Raw genomic sequence first — 18,947 nt, 5'->3', positions numbered from 1 at the left:
CAGCTACTGCGGCTTCCTCTGTCACAAAGAAAACGGGCGTGGCCTCAGCGACCACGCCCATTGCCTTCAGATTCGCGAACGTTTAGAACGAGAACCGTGCTGAGAGTTGCATACGCCGGGCGGAGGTAAGCGTCTTGCTATAGACGCCCAGCTGGTTTCCATCCGCCGAGCCCGTGTCGAGCGAGTGAGAATCGAAGCGGACGCCGTTGGTCACATTGAAGACCTCCCACGCCAGCTCCAGGTTGTAGCGGTCAGTCACATTGACCACCTTGTGCAAGCCGGAATCCAGGTTCATATAGCCATCGCCAAGGAACCTGTTCCGCTCGCCAGCCTCTCCCGGGTACGGATCCCGCATAGCCGCGCGTGCCGCAATAGGATCGTCGAAGATCTGGGGGCTGCCGTTTGAGTCCACGTGCTTCCGCATCTTGATTGGCCCGGTCTGCACCTCAAAGCTCTCCCACTCCCAGTTCGTCGCCCATCCGTCACCGTCATAGATGGAAAACGGCAGGCCACTCGACGCGCGGAATATTCCGTTCAGGTTCCAGCCTCCCAGAACTGCATTCATCAGCTTGCCCGAACTTCCTCCGAAGGCGCGGCCATGCCCATAGGGCAACCCCAGCACCCAGTCGGCTGTCACGAGATGACGCGTATCGAAATCCGATATCGCGTAATTCTTGCGTGGATGCCAGGCATCCAGCAGGAACCCGAACGTGTAGTTGGTGTTGATCGCATTCGACTCGGAATCCGAACCGAGGTCGAGAGACTTCGACAGCGTATAGCTCACATCGAACTGCACCCCATGTTTCATTGGGTGCTTCAGGATGAACTGTCCCGCGTTATAGCTACTGGTACCATTAGACGTCGTGGCGTACAGCGACGAGTACTGTAGCGGCCAGTAGCGACCGACCTGACCACCGCAGCCCGGATAGCAGAAGATGTCCATGTCGTCCAACGCCGCAGTCTCATTCCCGCGCACGTACTGCCACAGGTCGTTGTAAATATTCTGCGTCGCAGAGTTCCCGACCGCTCCGTCACCAGCGGTATCCAGCCCCGCGGCGTCTGGGAACAGATCCTCAAAGTATGGAATCGCCGCGACTGTCGTCGCACCAGCGTCCACCTGCTTCGAGAGAATCGTCCCGGCCGTGTAGTAATCCATGTGACTCTTCGGATCCACCAAGTTCAGAGGCTGCGCCAGATCCATCGCTTGCAGAATGTGCCGTCCAAGGCGTCCCACGTAAGCCGCTTCAAACTGGAAGCCACCTGGCAGCTCACGCTGGATCGACAAGTTCATCGCGTACGAATACGGCGACTTAATATGGTCGTCGATGCCATTTGTAATCGCGAACCCGGTCGTATTCGGATCATCCGATGGAAGCAGCGGGTAAGAAACGGTGCTGCTTGATGCCGGAATCAGACCGGGTAGGTTGTGCAGCCCCGTGAATCGTGGCGTTGTGTCGGCCGTGAGAACGCTGGCGGGATTGCTCAGCGAGCTCAGCAGGCCAAAGGCACCGCCGCTGCGGGTATAGTTTGCAATCAGACCCTGGCCGAAGTGGTCGTAGTACATGCCGAAGCCAGCACGGATCGAGCTCTTGCCCGCGCCGCCAAAGATCGCATGCATCAGGGAGTTATCGCTGCCGCCGGGAGAGTATGCAATCGCGAAGCGAGGCGCGAAGTTATTCCAAGCCATCGGGTATAACGGCTTGCCACCCCGAGCTTGCCCCGACGGGGCAAACGAGATTTCCGGCTGCACGCTGTTGCCGATCGCCGCCTGCTGGCCACGTGTCACGAACCACTGATGCATGTCGATCGTCGGTTGCACCTGCTGCCCATAGATCTCATACGGCGTCTGCTGGATGGTGTGTCGCACACCCAGTGTGATCGTCATGTTCGGAATTGGCTTGAAGGCATCCTGGACGTACCATTCGGCCTCGTTGGAACGGAAGCTCAGGGCGACCGGGGCGCCCTGTGCGAGCAACGTTCCCGTTTTGCCGTCCGCCGAGAGATGGTAGTTGTAATGGTCTGTCTCGTCGTTTGTCAGACCCGCGATCTGCGAGATCGCAAAGTCATAGTTCGTCGTGAAGTCCGAGCTGACGTTCGGATAACCGAAGGCCGCAGGATCGAAGGTGCCTCCAGTGCCGGCGAAACCACTGTCCAGCATCCAGAACACATTCGCCTCCGCCGAGTTATAGGAAAACGACGTCGTGTTGTTCTCGAAGGTGTAGTGCCGGAAGTTGCCGCCCACCTGGATGGTGTGGCGTCCCTTCGTCCACGTGAAGTCGTCAATGACATTGGTCAGCGGCACGACCGTGCTGCTGTTGCGGGTCGACCCTTGGGGCAGATCGAGGCCGCGGAGGTCCGTAAACGACTGCGTCGAAACGCCAAGCGAGGCATAGCTTTGCCGCACGAAGCCATACCGAAGATTGTTTACCTTGTTCTGCGAAATCGACCACGTGTAGCTCGCCAGGATCCCCTTCGAGTCATCGGTGTTGTGGCTATTGGGGGGTTGTCCAAGATAGTAGGGCGCGAGGAATTCGCTGTCGTTCTGCATGCTGGCACGAACGTAAAAGCGATGCTTGTCGGAGGGGTTGAAATCGATGCGTGAAACATACACGTTGTCGACCGTCGGCGTCGACGTCGAGAAGGTATAGGATCCCGAATTGTAGCCGTCCCCCGTTAGAAATCCGTTCGGCAGGGGGTAGCTGTTGTTGAACAGCGATAGCACCGACGGATCGTCACCAGGGCCCTGGGGGCAAGTGCCGTTGGCCGAGCAGTTCGGGTCCATCGCGGCCACGTCGCTGGGAGCCAGCACCGTAACGCCGCCCGAGTCGTCGACATAGGTCACGTAGCCGGCGCGGAAGCTCGCCGTAGGCACGGTTCTCGTTACCGTCGTGGGGCTCTTCTGCCGGAATCCCTCATAGTTGCCAAACAGAAACAGCTTGTCCTTGATGAGCGCGCCCCCGAGTCGGGCGCCGTACACGTTGTAGATCAGGTTCGCAGGCCGGTTTGCTTCGCCTTCGGTGATCTGCGCGGACTTCGCGAACCAGTCGTTGGCCTCGCCAATGCTGGTGCGGTTGTAGTCATATACCGATCCATGCAACGTGTTCGTGCCGGAGCGCGTCTCTAGGTTCACCTGTCCGCCTGAACTCCGCCCCTGATCCGCATTCGCGTTCGATGTGGTCACACGAAACTCTTCCACTGAGTCCAGCGGAGTGCGCAGCACGCCCGTAAACGCCGCCGGATAGACCTGGTCATTGTTATCCACGCCATCCAGAGTGATGTTCGTCTGGTCCGCGCGAGCTCCACTCACCACACCGTTGCGGCTTTCACCCGAAGTAGTGTTGCCGATGTACAGCACGCCCGGCTGGAGAGCCATCAGCGATTCGGGGCTGCGTGCTTCCGATGGAAGCTGCATCACCTCTTCGTTGTTGATCACGTTGCCCATCGTCGCGTCGGTCACGTTGACACCGGCGGCTGTGGCTTGTACTTCCACCACCACGCCTGCCGCTCCAACCTGCATCTTCGCGTTCACCGTCGCAGGTAACGAGACCTGCAGCGTCGTCTTCACCGCGTATTCGGAAAAGCCCTGCGCATCAAACGTGACCGTGTAATTGCCCGGCGTCAGCTGCTGGAACGAGTACTCGCCCCGGCCATCCGCCTTGATGACTGTGGAGTACCCGATTGCCGGGTCCACCAGTTTGATCGTCGCCCCCGGAATTGCGGCTCCGGAGGAGTCCGTTACGACTCCCCGCAACGAAGTGGTTGCATTCTGCGCCAGTGCCGCACCAGCCGCCACTAGCCCTACACCAGCCAAAACATACTTGCGCCAAACAACCGCATCGAACCTCCTAAAGGTCAGGCAGCAGTTGGAAAATGCGAGATCCTTCTGTTAGGGACAGGTGAGCCCGCAGTAAATTTCTGTTGTGATCTGGTCACTATAAACGGTATCGGCCAGCCGAAAAACGCTCCGCTGCAAAAGAAGTTCGTGCCACGAAAACGCCCGTGCCAAATGTGGCATTGGCAGTTTTGAAGCTAATAAAATATGAGCGTCTTCTACTCACTATTTGCATCCGCTGGGCCGAGAGCTTCGTCCAATAGGACGTAATGCTCCGCTTTCGAACCTATGTGTCGGCAAGCAAGAGGAAGGTCAAACTATGGCAATCAAATGGGATAAGCTCACCGTTAAGTCTCAGGAGGCCCTCCAGGCCGCCCAGGGGCTGGCCGCTGGGAATGGCAACCCTGAGGTTCTGCCGCTGCACCTGATGTCTGCTCTGCTCGGGGACAATGAGGGGGTCGTCCTCCCCGTCCTTGAGAAGGTGGGCGTCCCCGTCCAGCAGCTCACCACGCAGATTCATCAGGCGCTCGACCGCCTGCCCAAGGTCCAGGGCGCTGCCCAGCAGCCCGGCCTCGGCACCGCACTTACCAAAGTCCTCGATCAGGCCTTCAAAGAAGCCGACAACTTCAAGGACGACTACGTCTCCACCGAACATCTGCTTCTTGCTCTGGCTCAGCAGAAGGGCGATTTAGTTCGCGACGCTCTGGCCACCCAGGGGGCGGACCACGCTGCTATCCTCAAGGCCCTGCAGGCCGTCCGCGGCTCCCAGCGCGTCACCGATCAGAACCCCGAGGGCAAGTTCCAGGCTCTGGCCAAGTACGCCAAAGACCTCACCGAACTCGCCCGCCGCGGCAAGCTCGACCCCGTCATCGGCCGCGACGAGGAGATCCGCCGCGTGATCCAGGTCCTATCGCGCCGCACCAAGAACAACCCCGTCCTCATCGGCGAACCGGGCGTGGGCAAGACCGCCATCGTCGAAGGCCTCGCACGCCGCATCTTTCAAGGCGACGTCCCGGAGATCCTGCGCGACAAGCGCGTCATCTCGCTCGACCTCGGCAGCATGCTGGCCGGCGCCAAGTTCCGCGGCGAGTTCGAAGACCGTCTCAAGGCGGTACTGAAGGAGATCGAGGAGTCCAACGGACAGGTCATCCTCTTCATCGATGAGCTCCACACCCTCGTCGGCGCAGGTGCGGCCGAAGGAGCCATCGACGCCAGCAATATGCTCAAGCCCGCCCTCGCGCGCGGGGAGCTCCGCGCCATCGGCGCAACAACCCTCAACGAGTACCGCAAGTACATCGAGAAGGATGCCGCGCTCGAACGCCGCTTCCAGATCGTCTACGTCGGCGAGCCCAACGTCGAGGACACCATCGCGATCCTCCGTGGCCTCCGCGAGCGCTACGAGACGCACCACAAGGTCCGCATCAAGGACTCCGCGATCGTCGCCGCAGCCGAACTCTCGCATCGCTACATCTCCGACCGATTCCTGCCCGACAAGGCCATCGACCTCGTCGACGAGGCCGCTGCCGCCCTGGCGATCCAGATCGGCTCGGTTCCCGTCGAGATCGACGACCTCGAACGCCGTGCCACCTCGCTCGAAATCGAGAAGAACGCACTCACGCGCGAGAATGACCCAAACTCCCAGGCCCGCCTCACCGAGGTCGACCGCGAGCTCGCCGAAGTGCGCGAGCGTGCCGCAGGCCTTCGCGCCCGCTGGCAAAAGGAGAAAGGAGCGATCGGAGAGATCGCCTCACTGAAGGAAAAGCTTGAAGCCTTGCGCTTCGAAGCCGAGCAAGCCACCCGCAAGGGAGACCTCCAGCGGGCCGCGGAACTCCAGTACGGAGAGATCCCCAACCTCGAGCGCCAGCTCCAGGGCTTGACGTCTACCCAGGACGGTCTCGTCGCCGCCGAGAAGTCTCTGAACAAGGACACCGGCAATCGCCTCCTCAAAGAAGAGGTCGACGAGGAAGACATCGCCAGGATCGTCTCCAAGTGGACCGGTGTACCCGTCGCCAAGATGCTCGAAGGCGAAGTCCAGAAGCTGACGCAGATGGAAGACCGCCTACGCGAGCGGGTCGTCGGCCAGGAGGAAGCGCTCACCGTCGTCGCCAATGCGATCCGCCGCAGCCGCGCGGGCCTCAGCGACCCCAAACGCCCCATCGGCAGCTTCATCTTCCTCGGACCCACCGGCGTTGGCAAGACCGAAACCGCCCGTGCGCTCGCGGAGTTCCTCTTCGACGACGAGCAGGCCATGGTTCGCATCGACATGTCCGAGTACATGGAGAAGCACGCCGTTGCTCGCCTCATCGGAGCGCCTCCGGGATACGTCGGCTTCGACGAAGGCGGCCAGCTCACCGAGGCCATCCGTCGCCGGCCCTATGCCGTGGTCCTCTTCGACGAGATCGAGAAGGCCCATCCGGATGTCTTCAACGTTCTGCTCCAGGTGCTCGACGACGGCCGCCTCACCGACTCCAAGGGCCGCACGGTCGACTTCAAGAACACCGTGCTCATCATGACCAGCAACATCGGTGCGTCGAACCTGTCCACCGCATGGGCCCAGGGAGAGCAAGGTTTCAACGACGCCAAGGAGCGCGTGATGGACGAGCTGCGCAAGCACTTCCGTCCCGAGTTCCTCAACCGCGTCGACGACGTGGTCGTCTTCCACCCTCTCGGGGAGTCGCAACTCGAGCACATCGTCGACCTGCGCCTCGATGACCTCCGCAAGCTGCTCGAGCCTCGGCACATCACGCTGGAACTCACCGAGGCCGCCCGCAAAGCCATCTTCAAAGCTGGCTACGATCGAGCCTATGGCGCACGGCCTCTGAAGCGAGCGATCCAGCGCCTTGTCCAGGATCCCCTGGCCATGCGAATCCTTGATGGCTCGGTCCAGCACGGCGACACGGTGAAGATCGATGCCCAGGATGGGAAGCTCACGTTTGCCCCAGTAAACCGCTAAGTCGACACGAAGGGATACAAGGGCATCACGTCAAAGGCCGGAGCGCATGCTCCGGCCTTTCTGTCTTGCACGCTGCCAGAACGAACGAAGAAGACATGCATGCCCATCCACGCCAGCTAGACTATGTGCACGGAGACGAAGCTTGGAAGCCACTTTACCTGTCACAGGGAACACCGAGCACACCCGACCCGAGAATCGAGCCTTCTACCCTGCCCTCGACGGCCTCCGCGCCATCGCTCTTGTGCTCGTCGTGCTGGAACACTATCGCGGGATTCCTTGGGGCTGGACCGGAGTAGACCTCTTTTTTGTTCTGTCGGGCTTTCTCATCACCGGCATCCTATACGACTCCCGCCACGATGCTCACCGTATCCGGAACTTCTACGTGCGCCGAACGCTGCGTATCTTCCCGCTGTACTACGGTGTCATGTTCGCGATTCTCCTTTCCATCCCTGTGTTTCACTGGCAGCTCACCTGGGGATGGATCTCGTGGCCCCTCTATGTCGGCAATTTCCTCCGCTACCTGCACCCTCAAGTAAGCGGCACGCCCTGGGAGTGGCTCGTAGACTTCCAGCCCACCGGCTCCTGGCATGGTCATACCGTCCGTCTCTACCTCGGCCATTTCTGGTCTCTCTGCGTCGAGGAACAGTTCTATCTTCTCTGGCCGTGGATGGTCTTTGCGCTCAAGAGCCGCCGCAGGATCGCGGTGCTATGCGCCGCATCCCTTCCTCTCTGCCTGGCCATGCGCCTGGCAGCCTCGCATCTTGCCCCTGCGTGGATGCTGAATGACTATCTTCTCTACTGTTTCCCCCTGTTCCGCGTGGACTCGCTGCTTCTCGGCGGTTTGCTCGCAATGCTCATTCGTGGCAGTCACCGCGAGCTGCTGTTGCTCTTCGCTCGCCGCGCCCTGCTTACATGCGTGCTGGCCGGTGCTCTCTGTGCGGCATTTATTCCTGCGGCGCGCATCTTCCTCCCCCGTTATGCCGACCCACCTTGGCGTTTTACCTGGGGCCTCACAGCTGTCGATCTCCTCGCCGGGATGCTGCTGCTCGCGGCCCTCGATCACACGACCCCTGTCTTCCGTGTGCTTCGGCTTCGACCCTTGCGCTGGCTTGGCAGGATCAGTTACGGAGCCTATGTCTTCCATGACATCTGGCACTATGAGCTATCCGCGTGGCTCGAAACGCTTCCGCCCGTCCACCGCTCCTTCAACATCACCGCCCTTGGCTTGGGCTTGACTATCCTCGTGGCCTGGCTCAGCTTCCGCTTCTACGAGAGCCCCTTCCTCGAACTCAAGGAACGCTGGACCGTGCGAGGCAAGATCACCCGGCCGCCCTCCCTGGCGTCATCCAAGTCCTGACGGGCGTGCACACCACGGAACAGTAACATCGGACGCGCAAGCCGCATCCAACCGCATCTCTGGAGCAACTCGACGATGACTGTTTCCGCCCCACCCGAATCCGCACAGATCCCCGGCGAAAGCCGCCACCTGCCCGAGCTCGACGGTGTTCGCGGAATCGCCATCTATGGCGTTCTCATCTCGCACGGCGTCAACTTCCTTCGTCTCGTCTCGCTGGACACCACATGGGGTCTTTTGACCATGCGCGCCCTTCTCCCCTTGTGGGGAGGCGTCGATCTCTTCTTCACCCTCTCAGGCTTCCTCATCACCGGCATCCTTCTCCGCTCGCGAGAGCGCCCTACCTACTTCCGCTCCTTCTACGCCCGCCGCGCCCTGCGCATCTTTCCCATCTACTACGCCTTCCTCGTCTTTCAACTCTGCCTCGGACTGGTCTTCCATAAGCTGGGGCGCGTTCTTCCTCATCGCCCGCTGGAGATCGCCTCCTACTTCTTCTACCTGCAGAACTGGCCCATCTTCTGGCTCGACTGGACCGGCATGACCGGCATCATGGGGGTCTACTGGAGCCTCGCCGTAGAAGAGCAGTTCTACATGGTCTGGCCCACCATCATCCGTTTTTTCAGAGCACGCCTTCTTCTTGGCCTCTGCATCGCAGGCTTCCTGCTCGGCTGGGTCGAACGCTATTTCCTCATCCAGCGCCATGGCATCGTCATTGGCGTGCTGCAGTGGCCCTTCTCGCGGCTGGATGGTCTCTTCCTGGGGGCAGCCATCGCGCTCTATCAGCACATCTCCGGCAGGCGAGTGCCCTTGGCCTGGGCCGCAGGACTCTTCGCCGCCGGAGCCCTGCTCTATGGCTACGTCGTCGTGCTCCATCCAGACGAACTGGCTGGCTCAGCCCTTCACATCTGGACCTCGGGCGTCTCCGGCTTCGCGCTCATGTCCGCCGGCCTCATCGCCGCTGCGCAGCACCGCCCGCCCTGGCTGCATCGCATTCTCACCCTGCCTCCCCTCACGACCGCGGGAACGTATAGCTACGGCATGTATGTGTACCACCTCGTCATCTACACGTTCTTTGCCACCTTCATCACTCATACCGTGGTGCCCATCTTCGGCCTGTATCCCAATCCACTCGTCTGCTTCCTCGGGATCCTCGCGGCCATCTTGCTCACCATGGGCTTCGCAGCTCTCAGCTTCCGCTTCTTCGAGCGGCCCATCCTCTCGCTGAAGCGATACTTCCCATCGCCCTCCGCTCCGGTATAGCTCGTATCTCTTCGACTCCCGGCCGCTGCACGCCCTCGGCGAGGTACGCTTGCCGTGCGGTACCCTGTGGAGGACTCGCCGCCGGCCCACGCGCCATCGTCTTCCGGTGAAACATGCACGCGGAAGACTCGTCGAAGATTCGGAAGAACATGCCTGGAACTGCCCTCATCATCGGAGCCGGACCTGCCGGCCTCACTGCCGCACTTGAGCTCCTCCGCCGCACAGACATTCAGCCCATCATCCTCGAAGCCTCGCACGAGATCGGCGGCATCTCCCGCACCATCCGCTACAAAGGCAACCGCATGGACATTGGGGGCCATCGCTTCTTCTCCAAGTCCGACCGCGTCATGCAGTGGTGGATGGAGCTGATGCCACCCGAGCACACCGACTCCGAGCAGGTCGCCATCAGCTACCAGGGCAAACAGCGCGTCGTTCCGGTTCCCGCGGACGTACCCAACGAACCGCCTCTGCGTGGCATGGGCCCGCTGCGGCCACACACCACGCGACAGGACGAAGAAGCTGAGCCCATGGCCCACGTCGTCCCGGTCGTCGCTCCGCTCGACACGGCGCAGCCTTCCGACGACCTCGTCATGCTCGTTCGTCCGCGCAAGAGCCGTATCTACTACCTGCGCCGCTTCTTCGACTACCCCATCAACCTGTCGAAGAACACCATCGAAAACCTCGGGCCCACGCGCATGACGCGCATCGGCGTCAGCTACATCTCGTCGCGTCTCTTCCCCATCAAGAACGAAAAGTCCCTCGAAGACTTCCTCATCAACCGCTTCGGCAAGGAGCTCTACCTCACCTTCTTCAAGAGCTACACCGAGAAGGTCTGGGGCGTGCCCTGCGATCAAATCTCCGCCGAGTGGGGAGCGCAGCGCATCAAGGGACTCTCCCTCACCACAGCACTCAAGCACTTCGTCAAAAAGGCCTTCAGCGCCAAGCCCAAGTCGACGGGCAGCGCGACGGGGGACCTCGCCCAGAAGGGCACCGACACCTCCCTCATCGAGCGCTTTCTCTATCCCAAGTTCGGCCCCGGCCAGCTCTGGGAGCACGTCGCCGATCAGATCGTCGCCAAGGGTGGCCAGATCCACATGGGCTGGACCGTCGATGCCATCGAGGTCGAAGGTCAGCGCATCATCGCCGTCGAAGGCCTAAGCGACACCGGCGAGCGCCGCCGTTTCTCAGCCGACTACTTCCTCTCCACCATGCCCATGCGCGACCTCGTCCGAGCCATGCGAACGCCCGTACCGGAGAACGTCCGCGAGGTCTCGGAAGGCCTGCAGTATCGCGACTTCATCACCGTCGGTGTGCTCGCGAACAAGCTCGACGTCAAGGAGTCCGATGGTTCCCTCATCAAGGACACCTGGATCTACATCCAAGAGCCCGACGTACAAATCGGCCGCCTCCAGATCTTCAACAACTGGAGCCCCTACATGGTCTCCGATCCCACCAAGGTCTGGATCGGCCTCGAATACTTCTGCTACGAGAGCGATCCGCTCTGGTCCATGCCCGACGACGAGCTGAAAAAGTTTGCCGCCGCGGAGCTCCAGAAAATCGGTATCCTGCGCACATCGGAGGTCCTCGACGCCCACGTCGTCCGCGTGCCCAAGACCTACCCCGCATACTTCGGCACCTACGAGCGCTTCGACGAACTCCGCAGTTTCACCGATAGCTTTGACAATCTCTTCCTGGTTGGCCGCAACGGCATGCATAAGTACAACAACCAGGACCACTCGATGCTTACCGCCATGGCCGTCGTCGACGGCCTAGCCGCCGGTCACGTCGATAAAGCCTCACTCTGGTCCATCAACACCGAGCAGGAGTACCACGAGGAGAAGAAGTGATGAAGAAGCTGATCCTCTGCCTCATCGTCGGATTCGTGGCCTTCGCTCTCTTTGCCCGGATGCGCCTCTTCATGCGCGACCCGCTCGCCAGCGTCACCCACAACGGCGTCAAGGAAGACGGCGCCCAGGTCTACATCAACTACGCGAACGACGTGCTCATCGAGAACGACCACGCACCGATGTACGTCCTGCTCATCCAGCACGGCAATAACATCGGCCTCCCGAGTGAGCTCCATTGCCTGCACCTCGTAGCCTGCCTTACCGACGCCGATCAGGCCTCGCTCTCCGGCGGCTGGAACATCACCGTCGACGAGATGAGCCGCCAGTTCGTCCGCTACCACAGCGCCAAGAAAGATGCCGCGTCGGACACGGTGATCACGCTCTACTGAGCCGGATCACGCCGCATCGCTCGTCTCCTCGCACTTCGATCCCTGAAGACCTCGCACCTCTACCGCTCTGACAAGGACTCCAGCATCTTGGCGACCGTCCGCAGCAGCAAAGGATGCACCATCTCCGGCGCGATCTCCGCGAGCGGCTCCAGGACGAATCTACGCTCCTGCATCGCAGGATGCGGCAGCGTCAGCTCAGGCTCATTCATCACCACGGAACCGTACAGCACCAGGTCCAGGTCGATCACCCGCGGCCCCTTCGGCGGCGTCCCGGCACGGTCACGCCCCATCTCGTGCTCGATCCGCATCAACGCCCGCAGAAGCTCCAGCGGCTCCAACGAGGAGTCCAGCAGCGCCGCTGCGTTCACAAACTGCGGCTGATCGAGATACCCCACCGGCTCCGTCACGCGCAGCCCCGACACGCGAACCACCGTACCCAGCTCACCGAGCCGGCGCACAGCCTCAAACACATTGTCTTCAGGATTTCCGTAGCTGGAGGGAAGGTTCGAGCCCAACGCGATAGCCGCAATCACTCGTTGCTCAGGCATGGGACAACGTCAGTGCCGGCGAGGCCGAGGCCTCGAGCTCCACACTCTTCTCGGGCATCGGGCGATGCGCCAGCTCCCATGCTGAGCGATCCCGCAACAGCCTCTGTACCAGAGCCGTATGCATCGCGTGCCCGGCGCGCTCCGCTACCACGCGGCCCCAGATCTGCCGCCCGGCCAGCGCCAGGTCGCCAATCAGGTCCAGCACCTTGTGCCGCACAAACTCGTCCGGAAAACGCAGCGGCCCATTCACCACCGCCTCGCGCGTCAGGATGATCGCGCTCTCCTCCGACACGCCGCGGATCAGCCCCATGTTGCGCAGCATCGGCTCGTCTTCCTTGAAGCCAAACGTCCGCGCCGGCGCGATCCAATGCGCATAATCGCCAGCCTCAAGATCGCAGCGCAGGTTGTCCCGTCCGATCGGCGCCGGAAAATCGATCGAGTAATCAATCGAGTAGCCGTCCCCGGGATACACCCCGATAAACTTTGAGCCGTCGCGCACTTCGACCTCTTTGAGGATGCGGATGTACTCCCGCTTGCGCCGTTGGCGCTTCAGGCCAACCCGCAGGATGCCTTCCACATAGGGCCGCGCACTGCCATCCAGGATAGGCACCTCGAGGTTGTCGATCTCGATGATCAGGTTGTCGACACCGAGGCCAATCAGCGCCGATAGTAGGTGTTCGGTCGTCGAGATCAGCACGCCCTGCCGCATCAGCGACGTCGCATAGCTCACCTTCGCGACATTACGGCCATTCGCCGGAATCTCAAACCCATCCAGATCGGATCGCCGAAACACCACGCCCGAGCCAGCCGGCGCGGGGATCAGCTTCATCCCCACCTGAGCGCCGGAATGCAACCCCACGCCCGCGAACTCCACCGGCGCCTCGATCGTCTGCTCGTATTGGAGTTCCGTCGCCAGTCGTACCATCCAGAAAAACAGATTCAGCGTATACCCACATTCGTGGGGAAGAGTGTGGCAGATTTACCACATCGCGTAGATCGGCTCCTACTCTAGCGACATTCTGATATCCCAGGAGGCAGCGCGCAAGCTGCTGATGTCTGCTGACTTATCCCCCACGAGGGTTCCCGCTTTCTGCCCCTCACGTAAACTCTTTGGGTGACCAGGATCACTAACAGTCGTGCTGCCAATCTTTCGATTCTTTCGATCGATCTCCCCAGTCTCCACTCCCGCCTGCGGCGTCTGGTCGAGATCGAATCCCCCTCCGACGACAAGGCTGCCGTTGATCGCTGCATGATTCTCGCCGCAGATATGGCCTCGGAGCTCGGTGGAGCGATCAAGGTCCATCGCCAGAAACGCTACGGTAACGTACTGGAACTCCGCTTCGGCCACCGCCGCGGTGTGAAGCCCGTGATGCTCCTCGGCCATCTCGACACCGTCTGGCCCCACGGCACGCTCGCGAAGATGCCCTTGCGCGAAGCGGACGGCAAGCTGTATGGCCCCGGAACCGTCGACATGAAGGCCGGCGTCTCCATGGCCTTTGAGGCCATCGCCGCACTCACCCGCTCCGGCCAGCTCCGCCCGGTCACGCTTCTCCTAGTCTCCGAAGAGGAGATTGGCAGCCCCATCTCGCGGCCCATCACAGAGGAGCTCGCGCTCGCCAGCTCCGCCGTCTTCGTCCTCGAACCCGCCCAGGGCCTCGCCTACAAGACCGCCCGCAAGGGAGTGGGCCACTATGATCTCCGCATCGAAGGCGTGAGCGCCCACGCCGGTGTCGAGCCAGAGAAAGGCCACTCCGCCATCCACGAGATGGCTCGCCTGATCGCGAAGATCACCGCTCTCAGCGACCCCGCCCGCGGCCTCACCGTCAACGTCGGCGTCATTCGCGGCGGCACCAAGAGCAACGTCGTCGCCGCCGAGTGCACCACCGAGGTCGACGTCCGGGTCGTCACGATGCGCGACGCGGTCCGCATCGATCGCCTCATCCGCGCCCTCAAGCCCGCCGATAAGCTCTGCAAGCTCACGATCACCGGCGGTATCAATCGCCCGCCCATGGAGCGCAAGGCCGGCACCATCGCCCTCTACAGACGAGCCCGCCAACTCGCCGCCGAGCTCGGCTTCACGCTGGATGAAGCTGCCACCGGAGGCGGCTCCGATGGCAACTTCACCGCCGCACTCGGCGTGCCGACCCTCGACGGCATGGGAGCCATCGGCGCCGGAGCCCACGCCAACCACGAGCACATTGTGCTCTCGCACCTGGAGGAGCGCACAAAGCTACTGGCCGCAATGATCGCTACCCAGCCGCTATCCACGCGCCAGCGAGACTAACGGCGTAGCTGCTCCAACAACGCCACTGTAGCCGCCACTGGCAGCCCCATCACGTTGAAGTAGCACCCATCGATCCGCGGAATCCAACGCGCCGCGTACCCCTGGATGCCATACGCTCCCGCCTTATCCAGCGAATCGCCCGTCGCGAGATACCGTTCCAGATCTTCCGCGCAAATCGCGGAAAACGTCACATCCGTGGTCTCCACGCGCGACTCCAAGCGCTCGCCACACACCGCCGCGATGCCCGTATGCACCTGGTGCACACGGCCCGACAGCCGCCGCAGCATCGCCCGAGCCTCGGCCACATCCGCAGGCTTGCCCAGGATCTCGCCGTCCAGCACCACCGTCGTGTCAGAGCCAATCACCACCGCGCCCGGCTCGTGCGTAGCCACAGCGGAAGCCTTCTCCAGCGCCAGCCGCCGCACGTACTCCTGCGGAGCTTCGCCCTCGCGAATCGACTCATCGATGTCCGCGGCCTGCACCGTGAATACGTATCCCGCCTGCGCCAGAAGCTCCCGCCGCCGCGGCGACCCCGAAGCCAGAATCAGCCGCTCGTTCACGAAGCCAGCGGCTCCACGCGGATGCGCATCTCCATGGTCTGCAGCGATCGTGGTTCGAGCACCACCGCATTCTCCGACACATTGGCCGTCTCCACACACACCATCTCGCGCCAGCCTTCATCGCTCATGTCGGCGAGCTTATGGCTCAACTCCGACCACGGGTTCCACACCACCGTCGTGTGCGAGCCCGACTTCTCCACCACCAGCATCCGCTTCAGCACCGGGTCGTCGACGCACACCGTCGCCTCGGTGTTGAGATACACGCGGTCCGTCTCGCGCTCGAAGTGCAGCGGCTCCTCGACTTGCGTCTTGCGCTTGAACCCATCCGGCTTATCGAGAAACTCCGTGCCCTGCAGACCTCGCACCGTAGCCTTCGTCGCGTCGCCAACGTGGAGATATGTATGCAGCGCCTCCTCGAAGTGGAGCGGCGCGGTGGATGCGGTGGACTCATTGGCCACCGTCATCTTCACCATCAGCGTGCGGCCCAGCGTGAACTGCATGGCCACGCGGAAATGTTCATAGCCGAAATGATTCGAAACGCGATCCGGCACCAGCGTCAGCGAGAGGTGAACCTCTTCGCCCATCGCCGCGGCGAAACTCACCTCCCAGTCGGTGATGCGCGCGAAGCCATGCGAAGGCCCATCCGTCCGCGGCAACTCCGGCGTTGCCGTCCGCGCGCCGAACCACGGAAAGATCACCGGAATGCCTCCCCGGATCGCTACGCCCTTCTCGAACTTCGACTGCTCGCTGAGGAACAGCACGGGCTCGGTCCCCGCTGGCTGCCAAAGGGCCAGGTGCGCTCCCTGTAGGTACAACTCTCCTGTGCAAGCTGGCGTCGTCACTTTCGCCAGCACCAACCCGGCCTCTGTCACTTCAAACGACAATGCCCCGGGAATCGCAAACCGTTCGTTCAGTTGATCGATCACGCCTCAAGTGTAGCGGTCTCCGGCTTCAACCGCATCCGACTGAAAACGAGGAATTGCTCAATGGTGAAAGCGCTGCTCTGCGATATCGACGGGACCCTGATCGAAAGCAACTGGCTCCACGCCGAGGTCTGGCAGAAGGCCTTCGACGAGATCGGCCTAGGGCTCGAGGTCGAAGACATCCGGCGGCAGATCGGAAAGGGCGGCGACGAGCTCATTCCCGTCTTCGTCCCCTGGTGGAAGCGCGAGCACGTCGAGCAGCCGCTGAAGGCCTATCGCAAGTTCCTCTTCGAGCGCGACTATCTCCCTCTCGTGAAACCTCTTCCCCGCGTGCGCGACTTCGCAGAGCGCGTCCGCAGCTTAGGCATCCGGTTCGCACTCGCGAGCTCCGCCGAGAAACAAGAGCTTGCGGACTACAAACGTATCGCCCAGATCGAAGACCTCGTCGACGACGAAATCTCGTCCGATGACGTCAACCGCAGCAAGCCGCACGCGGACATCTTCTCCACCGCACTTCGCCGCCTCAAGCTTCCCGCGGCTAAGTGCATCGCACTCGGAGACACGCCATACGACGCCGAAGCCGCGGGCAAGGCCGGCGTCCGCACCATCGGCGTCACCACTGGCGGCTGGAGCAAGGAAGAGCTCATGGACGCCGGATGCATAGAAGCCTATGAGAGCATCAGCGACCTTCTCGATCACTTTGACGAGAGCGCACTCGTGAGCGAAGGCCTGCGATTGCACAACGAACGGCACAGCCGCAAATGCGAAGCGCTATCCGCGCGCAAGCGTGACTAGCCCGTCGAAGGCGGTGCTGTCAGATGCAGTTCCGCCATGTTTCTCTGCCCACTCGGGCAGATCTTCAGCAGCGGACACTGCTCGCATTTCGGGTCGTTGAACGTGCACAGCGTCTGCGCATGCAGCTTCACCAGCATGTGGTCCTCGTCGAGCATCTCCGCGTCCCACGTCTCCGGAACCAGCCGCATCAACCGCTCTTCCGTCAGCTCCGCATTTCCGCGCGGCACCACGCACAAACGCTGCACTACACGCAGATGATTGGCATCAATCACCAGCGCCCTGCGCCGCAGCGTCGAGAAGTTCACCACCGCCGCCGAGACCTGCGGTCCCACGCCCTCAAACTGCTCCAGCCAGCCGCGAATCTTGTCCGTACGGTACTTGTGCAGAAACTCCAGCGTCAGCTCGCCCACACGCGCGCTGATCTGGTTCAGCAGCAGCTTGATCCGCTCCGCCTTCTGCTCTGGAAAGGTCACCAGAGCAATCGCGCGCTCGATCTCGCTCACGCTGGCATCCCGCACCGGCTCCCAGTTGCCCGGCCCCGCGTGCAGCGCACGCTGCAACTCTCGCAATGCCGCGAGAGAGGCCTCGGTCTTCGTGCGCGACGCCATCATGGAGTAGATCAGCTGCGTCACCGGATCCCACGGCTCCCGCGGCTTGGGCTGGCCATAGTAGCCCAGCAGCAGCCGATGAATATGCGGCAGCTTGTCCGCCTGCTCCGGAGTCAGCGCACGGCGACCCGTCTCCTCCAGATCGGAGGCCGGAAACAGTGCTTTGTCCGCCGCAGCCATGCTCTCTATGATGCTTCAGCCGTGCTGGAATCCGCACAGAATCTGGCGGCAGCAGCGCCAAAGCCTAACGGCGAAGCCGCCAACGCGAAGCGCTATCCGGGCGAAGCCCGGCCAACGGCGGCGTCGCTATCTACAGCGCAGCCAGCTCAGCCTTACGCCGCTCTGTTTCCGTGTAGGTGTATCGCATGCGGTGGATCACCGTCAGCGTCGATAGCGCAGCCAGCACCCACAGCGCCGGCGCCATCACTCCCCAGCGCTCGCCCAGGGCTCCCAGGATGATCAGCACGATGCGCTCCGGCCGCTCCATGAAGCCGACCTTGCAGCTCCCGATCAGCGCTTCGGCCCGCGCCCGCGTGTAGCTCACCATCAGGCTCGCCGTCATCACGAACGCCACCAGGAACACGTAGAAGTAGCGGTTCCCGCGCGCATAGAACACCAGCAGCCCAAAGAACAGCGCCACGTCCGAGTACCGGTCAAGCACCGAATCGAAGAACGCTCCGAAGACCGAAACCTGGTTCGTCTGCCGCGCCACACGGCCGTCCACCATGTCGAACAAACCCGCCCCAATAATCACCAGGCCCGCATAGAAGAACATGCGGACGTAGTTCTCCTCACGCGCGTAGCCGAAGAAGAACGCGGCCACGACGTTGATGATGAGACCGACGAAAGTGAGTGTGTTCGGCGAGATCCTCGACAGGGCTAGCCCGTTGACGATCTTCTGCAGCAGCCAGCCGCTGCCCTTGCCGAATGCGCTGGTCCAGGTCATGTGACCTGATTAGTGTAGCGCGCCTTTTACCGCTGGCCCGTCAAAGGGGGAGCTTCGGCCCTTGTAAACACATACCGATGGCGAAAGGCGAAGGAGGCTGACGATCCCGCCGGCCGCGTCTCCTCCAGAATCGTCAGCAGGTTCCGGCGAATCGTCCAGGTCGTTCGCATCTCCGCCGGCTTGTTGTTCTCCTGCCCGGGACCTGTAAGTACCAGCTCACCGCGCCCATCCTTCAGCGCCTCCAGCCCGGCCACTGCGTAGCTCTCCCACGGATGGCCGTTCTCCATCGCGTGGTACGTCTTCGTCCCCAGGTCGAAGACCACAGTATCGCGCTCTTCCAGCACTTTGTTCGGCCCGTCGTCGTAGGTGTAGACGAACGTCATCCCCTCCGTTCCAGACTGAATCTGCAGCCACGTTGGCAGCTGCACCCGCTTCGTCGACCCTGCAGGCTCGGAGTAATCCCGATACTCCAGCACTCCCACCCACCGGCCCGCGAGCGCTTGCTCCAGCACAGGAGACCTTTCAATCACTGCCGTCGTCTGGGCTAGGGAGCTTCGGCCACATGGCCCGGCCAAAGACAACATCAGCAGCACAACGAGATATCGCATGCCGAAGACTACGTCCTACGCGACGCGAAGTTCCAGCTGG

General features: G+C 61.9%; 15 protein-coding genes. 7 read left to right on the top strand and 8 right to left on the bottom strand.

What is annotated here, in order from left to right:
- Nucleotides 1-82: 82 nt before the first annotated feature.
- A complete protein-coding gene (locus tag AC5E6W_RS15400) occupies nucleotides 83-3,793 on the bottom strand; it encodes a TonB-dependent receptor (protein WP_491753201.1) in 3,711 nt (1,236 codons plus the stop codon).
- A 358-nt stretch (nucleotides 3,794-4,151) separates the two neighbouring features.
- On the opposite strand from AC5E6W_RS15400, the gene clpB reads away from it, so the two are divergent.
- The 5 genes from clpB (at nucleotide 4,152) to AC5E6W_RS15375 (ending at nucleotide 11,635) form a co-directional block, all read left to right on the top strand.
- Nucleotides 4,152-6,785, top strand: a complete 2,634-nt coding sequence (gene clpB, locus AC5E6W_RS15395; protein ID WP_491753200.1) for an ATP-dependent chaperone ClpB — start codon at nucleotides 4,152-4,154, stop codon at nucleotides 6,783-6,785.
- Nucleotides 6,786-6,927: 142 nt separating this feature from the next.
- Nucleotides 6,928-8,142, top strand: coding sequence for an acyltransferase family protein (locus AC5E6W_RS15390; RefSeq protein ID WP_491753199.1), 1,215 nt, complete (start codon nucleotides 6,928-6,930; stop codon nucleotides 8,140-8,142).
- 75 nt (nucleotides 8,143-8,217) lie between these two features.
- The gene (locus AC5E6W_RS15385) at nucleotides 8,218-9,399 is read left to right on the top strand and encodes an acyltransferase family protein (protein WP_491753198.1); all 1,182 of its coding nucleotides are present in this window, start codon (nucleotides 8,218-8,220) and stop codon (nucleotides 9,397-9,399) included.
- 149 nt (nucleotides 9,400-9,548) lie between these two features.
- Nucleotides 9,549-11,246 (top strand): NAD(P)/FAD-dependent oxidoreductase, encoded by a 1,698-nt coding sequence (locus tag AC5E6W_RS15380; protein WP_491753197.1) that lies wholly within the window; start codon nucleotides 9,549-9,551, stop codon nucleotides 11,244-11,246.
- Nucleotides 11,246-11,635 carry a hypothetical protein gene (locus tag AC5E6W_RS15375; protein ID WP_491753196.1) on the top strand — a complete coding sequence of 130 codons (390 nt, stop codon included), beginning with the start codon at nucleotides 11,246-11,248 and terminating at the stop codon, nucleotides 11,633-11,635. Before AC5E6W_RS15380 ends, AC5E6W_RS15375 begins: the two co-directional genes overlap by 1 nt.
- A gap of 59 nt (nucleotides 11,636-11,694) precedes the next feature.
- On the opposite strand, the gene folK is transcribed toward AC5E6W_RS15375, so the two are convergent.
- Both folK and lpxC read right to left on the bottom strand, forming a co-directional pair.
- Entirely contained in the window at nucleotides 11,695-12,183 is a 489-nt protein-coding gene (gene folK / locus AC5E6W_RS15370) for a 2-amino-4-hydroxy-6-hydroxymethyldihydropteridine diphosphokinase (RefSeq protein WP_491753195.1), read from the bottom strand.
- Nucleotides 12,176-13,108, bottom strand: a complete 933-nt coding sequence (gene lpxC / locus AC5E6W_RS15365; RefSeq protein ID WP_491753194.1) for a UDP-3-O-acyl-N-acetylglucosamine deacetylase — start codon at nucleotides 13,106-13,108, stop codon at nucleotides 12,176-12,178. The genes folK and lpxC overlap by 8 nt, the downstream gene beginning before the upstream one ends.
- A gap of 189 nt (nucleotides 13,109-13,297) precedes the next feature.
- Between lpxC and AC5E6W_RS15360 the strand changes: the two genes are divergently transcribed.
- Nucleotides 13,298-14,467 (top strand): M20 family metallopeptidase, encoded by a 1,170-nt coding sequence (locus AC5E6W_RS15360; protein ID WP_491753193.1) that lies wholly within the window; start codon nucleotides 13,298-13,300, stop codon nucleotides 14,465-14,467.
- On the opposite strand, the gene AC5E6W_RS15355 is transcribed toward AC5E6W_RS15360, so the two are convergent.
- Nucleotides 14,464-15,027, bottom strand: coding sequence for a Maf family protein (locus AC5E6W_RS15355; protein WP_491753192.1), 564 nt, complete (start codon nucleotides 15,025-15,027; stop codon nucleotides 14,464-14,466). The genes AC5E6W_RS15360 and AC5E6W_RS15355 overlap by 4 nt on opposite strands.
- Nucleotides 15,024-15,953 carry a D-hexose-6-phosphate mutarotase gene (locus AC5E6W_RS15350; protein WP_491753191.1) on the bottom strand — a complete coding sequence of 310 codons (930 nt, stop codon included), beginning with the start codon at nucleotides 15,951-15,953 and terminating at the stop codon, nucleotides 15,024-15,026. Before AC5E6W_RS15350 ends, AC5E6W_RS15355 begins: the two co-directional genes overlap by 4 nt.
- 60 nt (nucleotides 15,954-16,013) lie before the next feature.
- Here AC5E6W_RS15350 and AC5E6W_RS15345 point away from each other — a divergent pair, with 60 nt between their 5' ends.
- Nucleotides 16,014-16,745 (top strand): HAD family hydrolase, encoded by a 732-nt coding sequence (locus AC5E6W_RS15345; protein WP_491753190.1) that lies wholly within the window; start codon nucleotides 16,014-16,016, stop codon nucleotides 16,743-16,745.
- Here AC5E6W_RS15345 and AC5E6W_RS15340 read toward each other — a convergent pair.
- The 3 genes from AC5E6W_RS15340 to AC5E6W_RS15330 form a co-directional block, all read right to left on the bottom strand.
- Entirely contained in the window at nucleotides 16,742-17,533 is a 792-nt protein-coding gene (locus tag AC5E6W_RS15340; RefSeq protein ID WP_491753189.1) for an endonuclease III domain-containing protein, read from the bottom strand. The genes AC5E6W_RS15345 and AC5E6W_RS15340 overlap by 4 nt on opposite strands.
- Before the next feature lie 130 nt (nucleotides 17,534-17,663).
- The gene (locus tag AC5E6W_RS15335) at nucleotides 17,664-18,299 is read right to left on the bottom strand and encodes a CDP-alcohol phosphatidyltransferase family protein (protein ID WP_491753188.1); all 636 of its coding nucleotides are present in this window, start codon (nucleotides 18,297-18,299) and stop codon (nucleotides 17,664-17,666) included.
- A 26-nt stretch (nucleotides 18,300-18,325) separates the two neighbouring features.
- On the bottom strand, nucleotides 18,326-18,907 hold the full coding sequence (locus AC5E6W_RS15330; protein ID WP_491753187.1) for a hypothetical protein: 582 nt from the start codon (nucleotides 18,905-18,907) through the stop codon (nucleotides 18,326-18,328).
- Nucleotides 18,908-18,947: the final 40 nt, after the last annotated feature.

Source organism: Bryocella sp. (assembly GCF_058498515.1).
The sequence above is the reverse complement of the archived record's forward strand: the minus strand, read 5'-3'. Positions and strand labels throughout refer to the sequence as shown.

What these genes read in the sequence shown, in the direction of transcription:
- clpB (WP_491753200.1), top strand. Translation starts at nt 4,152, where the DNA reads ATGGCAATCAAATGGGATAAGCTCACCGTTAAGTCTCAGGAGGCCCTC.
- AC5E6W_RS15385 (WP_491753198.1), top strand. Translation starts at nt 8,218, where the DNA reads ATGACTGTTTCCGCCCCACCCGAATCCGCACAGATCCCCGGCGAAAGC.
- AC5E6W_RS15380 (WP_491753197.1), top strand. Translation starts at nt 9,549, where the DNA reads ATGCCTGGAACTGCCCTCATCATCGGAGCCGGACCTGCCGGCCTCACT.
- AC5E6W_RS15375 (WP_491753196.1), top strand. Translation starts at nt 11,246, where the DNA reads ATGAAGAAGCTGATCCTCTGCCTCATCGTCGGATTCGTGGCCTTCGCT.
- folK (WP_491753195.1), bottom strand. Translation starts at nt 12,183, where the DNA reads ATGCCTGAGCAACGAGTGATTGCGGCTATCGCGTTGGGCTCGAACCTT.
- lpxC (WP_491753194.1), bottom strand. Translation starts at nt 13,108, where the DNA reads ATGGTACGACTGGCGACGGAACTCCAATACGAGCAGACGATCGAGGCG.
- AC5E6W_RS15345 (WP_491753190.1), top strand. Translation starts at nt 16,014, where the DNA reads ATGGTGAAAGCGCTGCTCTGCGATATCGACGGGACCCTGATCGAAAGC.
- AC5E6W_RS15340 (WP_491753189.1), bottom strand. Translation starts at nt 17,533, where the DNA reads ATGGCTGCGGCGGACAAAGCACTGTTTCCGGCCTCCGATCTGGAGGAG.
- AC5E6W_RS15335 (WP_491753188.1), bottom strand. Translation starts at nt 18,299, where the DNA reads ATGACCTGGACCAGCGCATTCGGCAAGGGCAGCGGCTGGCTGCTGCAG.
- AC5E6W_RS15330 (WP_491753187.1), bottom strand. Translation starts at nt 18,907, where the DNA reads ATGCGATATCTCGTTGTGCTGCTGATGTTGTCTTTGGCCGGGCCATGT.